Source organism: bacterium, from assembly GCA_021372775.1.
In the GTDB taxonomy this organism is placed as follows: Bacteria; Acidobacteriota; Polarisedimenticolia; order J045; family J045; genus JAJFTU01.
Genome location: JAJFTU010000290.1, coordinates 1 through 9,570, shown reverse-complemented (window position 1 = coordinate 9,570; position 9,570 = coordinate 1). Strand labels below are relative to the sequence as shown.

Below are 9,570 nucleotides of genomic sequence, written 5' to 3'. Positions count from 1 at the left end.
GCGCGGCCGGATTCCCCTGCGACGTCGCCTTCCCCGGCCGGCCGCTCGACGTGCGCGTCGCGCTCGGCGGGGCCGAGTGCTCGAGCGTGGTGATCGGCCAGACCGACGTCTGGGACGTGCTCGACTGACGGTCGCGCCGCGCCGTGCGCCGGGCGGGCGACGCCGATTGCTCTCCCGGACGCCGATTCGACGCGTCGGACGCGCGCCCGCGGGCGGCGGGCGGAACCACCGTACCGTTTCCGGCGAAGGAACTATTCCGACGAGGAGTCCGATCATGAACGAGCGCGAAGGCACCTACTTGGGGCGTGCGATGCTCCTCACCTTCATCGTCGGCGCGGCGGCCGGCGTGACGGCGGTGCTGCTTCTGGCGCCGAACGCCCGCCGCGAATCGGCGGAGAAGATCAAGGAGCTCTCCCGCGACCTGAAGCGCCGGGCCACGACGACGCTCGACACCGCCAAGGAAAAGATGACCTCGACGGTCGCGCGCGGACGGACCTACGTCGGCGAGAAGCGCGCGGCGGTCGAAGCGGCGGTCGAGGCCGGGCGCGAAGCCTACCTGGCCAAGTCGGTCCACCACGACTGACCGGCAGTCCCCGAGCCCGCGGCGCGCGCACGCCGCCCCGCGGGCGGAGCGGTTCGGGCGCGGCCGGTCGGGCGCCGCGGCGTCGCGGACGCGCGGCCGGTTCGAGCGGGAGGCGACGCCCGCGCTCAGGCCTGGGCGCGGAGCGCGTCGTCGAGCAGCGTCACGACGGTGCGGAAGGCGATGAGCAGCTCGGCGCGCTCGTCCTCGCCGAGCTCGTTCGACTCGCCGTCCTCGTCCTCGAACGTCTCGCCCAGCGACTCCTCGACGAACGCCATCAGCCGCGGCTGCGGCGGCTCGGGCGCCGGCGCGCCGGAGACGAGGGCCGCCTCGAGCGCGGAGACGACGGCGAGCGACGTCCGCTGCACGACGTCGTCGGGGATCGTCGGCAGCGGGGCGCCGGCGAAGTCGGCGAAGACGGCGTCGATTTCGTAGAGCAGATCGACGGCGAGCTCCTCGACCGCGTCGCCGTACTCCTCGCTCACCGCGGCGACGAACGCCACGATGTGCGGCTGGCGCGCCGCGAAGGCGTGGAAGGCCGCCTCCTCCGCGTCCGGCGCCAAGGCGACGATGCGCGAGAGCGTCTCGTCGATCATCGCGTCGGTGACTTCGGCGGGGCGTCGTTCTTCGTTCGAGGGGGCCACGGGGTCTCTCCGTCGGATTGTGGGTTGCGTCGTTCGCCGCGCGGCGCCCCTGCGCCGCATCGCGTCCGACGATCCGCTAGCGTGGGCCAGACGGCGGCGGGGCGCAAGCCCCCGCGGGGCGCCGAGAGCGGCGCGGCTTCGCGCGGAGAGCGGCGGAGCGCGGCGCGGCGCGGGCGGGCCTCGTCATCAGCTTCTTCCTGATCGGATTCGCCCTCTCGCAACTCGTGCTCGGGCCGGTTGCCGACCGCGTCGGGCGCCGTCCGATCCTGCTTCTCTCCTGCATCCTCTTCGGCGCCGGCGGCTGCGCCGCGATCGTGCTCGCGGCCGTGCGCGACCTCTTCGAGGGGCGGCCGTGCGCTCCAAGCTCGCCGCGGCCGACGCGATCATGGGGCTCGCGCCGATGGTCGCGCCGGCGCTCGTCGCGCGCTAGCCGAAGTGCGCGCCGCGCAGGCGCGCCGCCACGGCGCGGTCGCGCGCCTTCAGCCGTTTGTCCGCGAGGAAGCGGCGCCACTTCGCCGCCCGGCGCACGATCCGCCGCAGGGCGAGCTGCCGCGGCGACAGCCTGAACTCCCGCGGCCCGCGGCCGTGGATCGTGCTCTCCCCTTCGAGTTCCAGCACCGGGAACGGAAAGAGCGCGTAGAGCGGCACGCCGTTCTTCCAGAAGCGGTCGAACTCGTCGTCGCACGGCCGGACGACCTGGCGGATCGGCGTCGTCAGCCGGCGCGCCCCTTCGCGGGAAACGACGTAGGCCTGCGTGCCGAAGACGGGACGCGTGAAGCGCACGACCGAGTGACGGTCGCTGATCCGCGCGACGTGCCGGCTGCGGAACAGGAAGCGCGCATAGAGCCGCAGCAGCTCGATTCCGCCGCGGCGCATCAGCTCCGGCAGGCTCTCGAACCAGAAGTTCGGATCGACGTGGACGTCGTCCTCGAGCACGAGCAGGTACTCGGGGCCGCCGCCCTCGGCGAACTCGCGCAGCAGCTCGTAGTGGCTGGCGAAGCAGCCCAGCTCGGCGGGGCTCAGCGGCCGTCCTTTCTCGATCAGCGCGCGGTCGGCGTCGTAGGGGAGCGACGGCGGCCGCGTCCGCGCGTCGAAGAAGCGCCAGCGCAACGGCGCCTCGGCCATCATCCGCTCGACGCGCGCGCGCCGTTCGCCCGCGGAGGCGAGGCTGACGACGACGACTTCCAGTTCGGGACAGGGCGGAACGGCGGCAGCGGCCATCGCGGGACCTCCGCCGCGTGCGGCGCCCGCCGGCGGGCGCCGTTTAAGCCCCGTCCGGCGGGGCCGATCCCCCCGCGGCATCGGGCGGATCATACATGAGGCGCCGCCCCGGCGAGGGCCGTCCGCGCGTCTCTACGCCGCGGGCGTCCGCGCCGTCTCAGCGCGGCGGCGCCTCCGCCGATTCGCGCGGCGCGGGCGCGCCGGGCCCGCTCCAGCCGCCGCCGAGGGCCTTGTAGAGCTGCACGACCGCCTGGTACTCGCGCGAGCGGGCCTGCACGGTCTGCAGCTCGGCTTGAAAGAGCGAGCGCTCGACGTCGAGCACCTCGAGGAAGCTGGAGACGCCGCCGTCGTAGCGGGCGCGGGCCAGCTTGAGCGCGATCCGCGCCGCGTCGGCCTGGAAGACGCGCGCCTCGCGCTCGGCCCGCGCCGTGCGGATCCCGACCAGCGCGTCCTCGACCTCGCGGAACGCGGCGACGACCGACTGCTCCCACGCGAGCGCCGCCTCGCGCGCCTGCGCCTCGGCCGCCTCGACCCGCCGCTTGTTGCGGCCGAAGGAGTAGATCGGCCCGGCGAGCGAGCCGGCGACGCTCCACGAACGGGACGCGGACTTGACGAAGTTCGAGAGCTCGAAGCTCTCCAGCCCCAAGGCGCCGGTCAGGCCGAACGACGGCAGGCGCAGCGCCTTCGCCGCGCCGACCTGCGCCAGCGCGGCGTGGGCGGCGTGCTCCGCGCCGAGGATGTCCGGACGCCGCGCGAGGAGCTCCGAGGGCAGGCCGGGGGCGATCGCCGGCGGGACCGGCTGGGCGTCGAGCGCGAGGCCGCGCGGGACGTCGCCGGGCGGCCGTCCGAGGAGCAGGTTGAGCGCGTTCTCGGTCAGCGCCCGCGAACGCTCGAGCGCGGCGATCGTCGCCGCCGCGTCCCCTTCCTGAATCTGCGCCTGGCGGAAGTCGAGCTCCGACGTCACGCCGCCGTCGAAGCGCCCCTTGATCAGGCGCGTGTTCTCGCGCCGCCCGGCGAGCGTCCGCCGCGCGATCTCGAGTTCGGCGTCGAACTCCCGCAGCTGGCAGTAGAGACCGGCGACGTTCGCGACGAGCGAGATCGCGACGGCGCGCCGCGCCTCCTCCGTGGCGAGGAACGACTCGCGCGCCGACTCGCTTGTCCGCCGCAGCTTTCCCCACAGGTCGGCTTCCCAGGCGATCGTCGCCTGCGCCGCGTAGTCGTTGTAGGGGGCGCCCGTGCCGGGAACCATCGTGTCGCTGCCGTCCACGCGCGCCGCGGAGGCCGCGTAGCCGATCGACGGATAGAGCGCGGCGCGGGCGATGCCGGCCTGCGCCGCGGCGGCCTCGACGCGCGCCGCGGCGATCCGCACGTCGTGGTTCCGCGCCAGCGCGTCGCGGATCAGCCCCTGCAGCGTCGGATCCTGGAAGAGCGCGGGCCACTCGAGTTCGGCCAGCGAGCGGCCGGCGTCCGCCGGCGCGCGGAACGCGGGCGGGACGTCGGTCCGCGGCGTGCGCCACGCCGGACCGACGAGGCAGGCCGACGACGCCGCGGCGACGGCCGCGACCGCCGCCGCGCGGACGAGGCGCGCGTTCATGCGTCGCCTCCTTCGCGCGGCGCTTCGGCCGGGGCGCGCCGCCTCTTCCCGCCCAGCAGGGCGACGGCGACGAAGAGCGCGGGAACGAGCAGCACGCCGAGGATCGTCGCGATGAGCATCCCGCTGAAGACGGCCAGCCCCATCACCTTGCGCGCCTCCGCCCCCGCGCCCCGCGCGGTCACCAGCGGCACGACGCCGAGGATGAAGGCGAAGGCGGTCATCAGGATCGGGCGGAAGCGCAGCTTCGCCGCCTCGAGCGCCGCGGCGAGCGGCGCCGCGCCGCGCTCCGCCGCGCCGCGCGCGAACTCGACGATCAGGATCGCGTTCTTCGCGGCGAGGCCGATCAGCATCACCAGCCCGATCTGGGCGAAGACGTTGTTGACGTAGCCCGGGCTGAAGAGATGCATCGCCGAGAGGCCGGCGAACGCGCCGAACGCGGCGAACGGCGCGCCGAGCACGACCGAGAACGGCAGCGTCCAGCTCTCGTACTGCGCGGCGAGGATCAGGAAGACGCAGACGAGCGCGAAGAGGAAGACCGCGCCCGCGGTCCCTTCCGCCGCCTTCTCCTGGTACGACATGGCGTTCCAGGAGTAGCCGAACCCCTCGGGCAGCGTCTCCTTCGCCACGTCCTCCAGCGCGGCGAGCGCCTCGGCCGAGCTGACCCCCGGCGCCGGGCCGCCGGTGACCTCGGCGGCGCGGAAGAGGTTGAAGCGGGTCGTGTAGGCCGGCCCGAACGTCGGGCGGACGCGGACCAGCGTGGACATCGGGACCATCGTCCCGTCGCCGGCGCGCACGAAGAACCCGCCGATGTCCGACGGCGTGGCGCGGTACTTAGGCTCCGCCTGCACGAAGACGCGGTAGACGCGGCCGAAGCGGTTGAAGTCGTTGACGTAGGCCCCGCCGAGGCTCGCCGCGAGCGTCTGGTCGATCTCGCCCAGCGAGACCCCCTGCTTGAACGCCTTGTCGCGGTCCACGTCGGCGAAGAGCTGCGGGACGCTGGCGCTGTAGAGCGTGGCGGCCATGCCGATCTCCCGCCGCTTCCGCGCGGCTTCGACGAACTTCGCCGCGACCGCCTCCAGCTCCTGCGGACTGCCGCCGGCGCGGTCCTGGATCATCATGCTGAAGCCGGCGCCCGTGCCGAGGCCGGGAATCGCCGGCGGCCCGAAGGCGTAGGCCATCGCCCCGGGCACGCCCATGTAGAACGCGCCGTTCAGCCGCGCGGCGAGCGCCGCGGCGGTCTGCTTCGCCGCGCGGCGCTCGTCCCAGTCCTTGAGCGAGACGAAGAAGGTCGCGGAGTTCGGCGAGGTCGAGCCGGTGAGCAGGCTGTAGCCGAGGACCGTCGTGTACTGCTTCAGCTCCGGCGTCGCCGCCAGCACGGCCTCGATCCGGCGCGTCACGGCGTCGGTGCGCTGCATCGAGGCCGCGTCCGGCAACTGCACGCCGACCAGCAGGTATCCCTGGTCCTCCTCGGGCACGAAGCCGGTCGGCAGCGTCTTGCCGAGCAGGCCGGTCGCGGCGACGATCAGCAGCAGCGCGGCGCCGCTGACCAGCAGCTTGCGGGCGAAGAAGCCGGCGAGGCCGACGTAGCCGTCGGTCGCGCGGTCGAAGAGACGGTCGAAGCCGCGGCGGAAGGCGCCGAGCGGCCCGCGCGCCGGCTTGGCCGGCCGCAGCAGCAGCGCGGCGAGGGCCGGGCTGAGCGTCAGGGCGTTGATCGCCGAGAAGAGGACGGAGACGGCGATCGTGATCGCGAACTGCTGGTAGAGCCGGCCGGTGATCCCCGGGACGAACGCCACCGGGACGAAGACCGCGGTCAGGATCAGCGCGATCGCCGCGACCGGCCCGGAGACCTCCTGCATCGCCTTCCCCGTCGCGTCGCGCGGCGAGAGCCCTTCCTCGATGTGGTGCATCACCGCCTCGACGACGACGATCGCGTCGTCCACGACGATCCCGATCGCCAGCACGAGGCCGAGCAGCGAGAGGACGTTGATCGAGAAGCCGAGCAGCGGGAAGACCATCAGCGCCCCGATCAGCGAGACGGGGACGGTGAGGAGCGGGATCAGCGTGGCCCGCCAGTTCTGGAGGAAGACGAAGACGACGAGGATCACGAGGAGCACCGCCTCGAACAGCGTGACGACGATCTCCTCGATCCCGACGCGGATCGGCGCGGTCGTGTCGAACGAGACCGTCCACTCGATCCCCTCGGGGAAGGTGCGCGCCAGCTCGGTCATCGTGCGGCGCACGTCGTCGGCCACCTGCAGCGCGTTCGAGCCGGGGGTCTGGTAGATCGCCAGCACGGCGGCCGGCTTGCCGTCCACGCGCCCGGCGACGCTGTAGCTCAGCGCGCCGAGCTCCATCCGCGCGACGTCCTTGAGCAGCACGCGGGAGCCGTCGGGGTTCGCGCGCACGACGACCGCCTCGAAGTCCTCCGCCGTCGCCAGCCGGCCGCGGGTCGTCACGGTGTAGGTCGTCTCCGTGCCCGGCGGCGCCGGCTCCGCGCCGATCTGCCCGGCGGGGGCGATGACGCTCTGCTGCTGCACGGCGCGCGAGATGTCGGCGACGGTCAGGCCGAGCTGCGAGAGGCGGTCGGGGCGGACCCAGACGCGCATCGCGTAGTCGGCGCCGCCGAAGGCGTTGACCTGCCCCACGCCGCGCAGCCGCGCGAGGGCGTCGGTGACGTTGATGCCGGCGTAGTTGTTGAGGAAGTTGTTGTCGTAGGCGCCGGTCGGCGAGCGCAGCGTGATCAGCATCAGCGGGAAGGAGAGCGACTTCTTGACCGTCACCCCGAGCCGCGTCACCTCCGCCGGCAGCCCGGGCGCCGCCTGCGCCGCGCGGTTCTGCACGAGGACGTTCGACGTGTCGAGATTCGAGCCGACCTCGAACGCCACCCGCAGGTCCATCGAGCCGGCGCCGGAGTTGGTCGAGCGCATGTAGAGCATGTTCTCGACGCCGTTGATCTGCTGCTCGAGCGGCGTCGCCACCGACTGCTCGACGTCGAGCGCGCCGGCGCCGGTGTAGCCCGCCGAGACGACGATCTCCGGCGGCGTGATGTCGGGGTACTGGGAGATCGGCAGCTTGGCCAGCGCGACGAGGCCGAGCAGCACGATCAGCACGGCGATGACGACGGCGAAGACCGGGCGGTCGATGAAGAAGCGCGCCATGGCTACTTCCCCGCCGGCGCCTTCGTCGCCGCGACCTTCATTCCGGTGCGGAGCCGCTGCCCGCCCTCGGCGACGACCGTCTCCCCCGCGGCGAGCCCCTCCTCGACCACCCAGAGCCCCTCGACGCGCGGGCCGGTCTTGACCGCGCGGAACGACGCCGCGCCGTCCGCGCCGACGACGAAGACGTAGGCGCGTCCCTGCAGTTCCTGCACCGCGCGCTCCGGCACGAGGATCGCGCCCTTCCGCTCGTCCACGACGGCGCGCACCTTCGCGAACTGCCCGGGGCGAATCGTCTTCTCCGGGTTCGGGAACGACGCCTCGACGGCGAGCGCCCCGGCGGTCGGGTCGATCCCGCGGTCCACCTTGACCACGCGCCCGACGTGCGGGTGCACGGAGCCGTCGGCGAGGATCAGGTCGAGGGGCGCCCGCGCCGTCTGCACGCTCGCCTCGCGCAGGCCGTAGGCCCGCAGGAAGGCGAGGTACTGCGCCTCGCTGAGGAAGAAGCGGACGTGGATCGGGTCGATCGTCGAGATCGTGTCGAGCACGGCGTTGGCGCCGGCGGGGCTGACGTAGTCGCCGACGCGGACGCGCGAGATGCCGGCGAGGCCGGTGATCGGCGCCTCGACCCGCGTGTAGCCGAGGTTGATCTTGGCCACGTTGAGCATCGCCCGCGCGCTCTCCACCCCCTCCGCCGCCGCCTTGCGGTCGGCCGTCGCGGCGTCGAGGTCCTTGCGGCTCACCGCGTTCATCTCGGCGAGCGGGCGGATGCGCGCGAGGTCGGCGTCGGCGCGCGCGAGGACGGTGTTGGCCCGCGCGAGGTCGGCCTCCGCGCTCGCGACGAGCTCCTTGTACTTGCTGTCCTCGAGCGTGTAGAGCACCTGTCCCTTCGCGACCCCGCCCCCTTCCTGGAAGTGGATGCCGAGGACCGCCCCGTCCACGCGCGGGCGCACGGCGACGTCCGACTCGCCGATCGTCTGGCCGACCCACTCGCCGCGGATCGGCACGTCCTTCCGGATCGCCTCGACGACGACGACGGTCGGCGGCGGCGGGGCCGGGGGAGCGGGCTTGGCGCAGGACGCGGCGCCGAGCGCCGCGACGACGAGCCCGGCGGCGGCGAGCGCGCGGGCGGCGGAGGTCAGGCTCATGCGGGATCCTCCGAGGATCTGGCGGGAACGCGACGGGGACGGTGGACGGAAGACGATGGCGTGAAGATACGACTCGGCCCGGCCGCGGAACGGGACAATCGCGGCTGAACGTAGGTCCGGCGGCGAACGATCGGTCAGAAGAGACGGGGCGCGGCCTGCGCGGCGGGAGGCCGGGCGCCGCCGCCGCGGATGCGCGGCGGAACGCCGGGGCCGCCGCCGCGGGAGCGCCGCGGCGACGGCGTCCCGCTCAGGGGAAGACGAAGCCCCGCAGGCGGCGGCGGATCTCGTAGTCGCGGCGGCGCAGCCGGGCGTTGGCCCCCGCGCGCCGCAGCTTCTCCAGGCGGTGGTAGAGGCGGGCGAGCGCCGACGGCCGCTCCTGCGCCGCGACCTTCTCCATCGTCTCGCGGCCGGCCATCGTGCTCGGCCCCTCGAGCTCCATCGCGGGATACGGATAGAGGGCGTAGAGCGGCACGCCGTTGGCCCAGAAGCGGTCGAACTCGTCGTCGCCGGGACGGACGATCCGCCGGATCGGCGCCGTCGTCCGCCGCGCCCCCTCGCGCGTCACGACGTAGGCCTGCAGGCCGAAGACCGGCCGCTTGAAGCGGACCAGGTGATGGCGCGCCCCGACCTCCGCCACGCGTCGGTTCTCGTAGAGGAAGCGCGAGTAGAGCCGCAGCATGTCGATCCCGGCCGCGGCCATCAGGCGCGGCAGCCGCTCGAACGGAAAGCCGCCGTCGATCAGCACGTCGTCCTCGAGGACCATCAGGCAGCCCTCGCCGCCGCGCTCCGCGAAGTCGCGCAGGATCGTGTAGTGGGTGGCGAAGGTGCAGACCTCGGCGCGGCTCAGGGCGCGGCCGCGCTGGATCCGCGCCGCGCGCTCGTCGTAGGGGATGTCCTCGCGCGGCGTCGTGCAGGCGTCGAAGAGCCGCCACTTCCACGGCGAGCCGGAGAGCATCGCCTCGACGCGCCGCCGCCGCTCGACGGCGGAGGCGAGGCTGGCCACGACGATCTCGAATCCGCCGGCCTCTCCGGCCGCCGCGTTGGTCATCGCCCTTCCCGTCCCCGGCGCGAGGCGACGAGCGCGAGACGCTCGAACGCGCCCGGCGTCGGCAGCGGCGCCGCCGGCGGCGCCGCGAACGGCGCGGGGTGGAGCGTGGCGCTCTCGCTCCGCACGCTGTGGCTGATGCCGCACAGGGCGCGGCAGGAGCGCATCCGGCGCCGAATGTCG

At 73.9% G+C, this 9,570-nt stretch carries 8 protein-coding genes and 1 pseudogene; 2 read left to right on the top strand and 7 right to left on the bottom strand.

All coding sequences use genetic code 11. From position 1 onward, the window contains the following. Nucleotides 1-274: 274 nt before the first annotated feature. Entirely contained in the window at nt 275-583 is a 309-nt protein-coding gene (locus LLG88_10160) for a YtxH domain-containing protein (GenBank protein ID MCE5247267.1), read from the top strand. A gap of 125 nt (nt 584-708) precedes the next feature. Here the strand turns inward: LLG88_10160 and LLG88_10155 are convergent, their stop codons facing one another. Continuing rightward, entirely contained in the window at nt 709-1,224 is a 516-nt protein-coding gene (locus LLG88_10155) for a hypothetical protein (protein MCE5247266.1), read from the bottom strand. Between the two features lie 185 nt (nt 1,225-1,409). Here LLG88_10155 and LLG88_10150 point away from each other — a divergent pair. Next, nucleotides 1,410-1,547, top strand: a pseudogene (locus tag LLG88_10150) (multidrug resistance protein). A 103-nt stretch (nt 1,548-1,650) separates the two neighbouring features. Here the strand turns inward: LLG88_10150 and LLG88_10145 are convergent. From LLG88_10145 to LLG88_10120, 6 genes are all read right to left on the bottom strand, one after another. After that, nucleotides 1,651-2,445, bottom strand: a complete 795-nt coding sequence (locus LLG88_10145; GenBank protein MCE5247265.1) for a glycosyltransferase family 25 protein — start codon at nt 2,443-2,445, stop codon at nt 1,651-1,653. 157 nt (nt 2,446-2,602) lie between these two features. Beyond that, nucleotides 2,603-4,039: an efflux transporter outer membrane subunit gene (locus tag LLG88_10140; GenBank protein MCE5247264.1), complete on the bottom strand. Its 1,437-nt coding sequence runs from the start codon at nt 4,037-4,039 to the stop codon at nt 2,603-2,605. Then, on the bottom strand, nt 4,036-7,197 hold the full coding sequence (locus LLG88_10135) for a multidrug efflux RND transporter permease subunit (protein MCE5247263.1): 3,162 nt from the start codon (nt 7,195-7,197) through the stop codon (nt 4,036-4,038). Before LLG88_10135 ends, LLG88_10140 begins: the two co-directional genes overlap by 4 nt. Before the next feature lie 2 nt (nt 7,198-7,199). Then, complete coding sequence (locus LLG88_10130; protein MCE5247262.1) at nt 7,200-8,342, bottom strand: efflux RND transporter periplasmic adaptor subunit; 1,143 nt, start codon at nt 8,340-8,342, stop codon at nt 7,200-7,202. A gap of 247 nt (nt 8,343-8,589) precedes the next feature. Beyond that, nucleotides 8,590-9,390 (bottom strand): glycosyltransferase family 25 protein, encoded by an 801-nt coding sequence (locus tag LLG88_10125; GenBank protein MCE5247261.1) that lies wholly within the window; start codon nt 9,388-9,390, stop codon nt 8,590-8,592. Continuing rightward, nucleotides 9,387-9,570: radical SAM protein (locus tag LLG88_10120; protein MCE5247260.1), on the bottom strand; the 184-nt coding region annotated here is incomplete at its 5' end. The genes LLG88_10120 and LLG88_10125, both read right to left, overlap by 4 nt.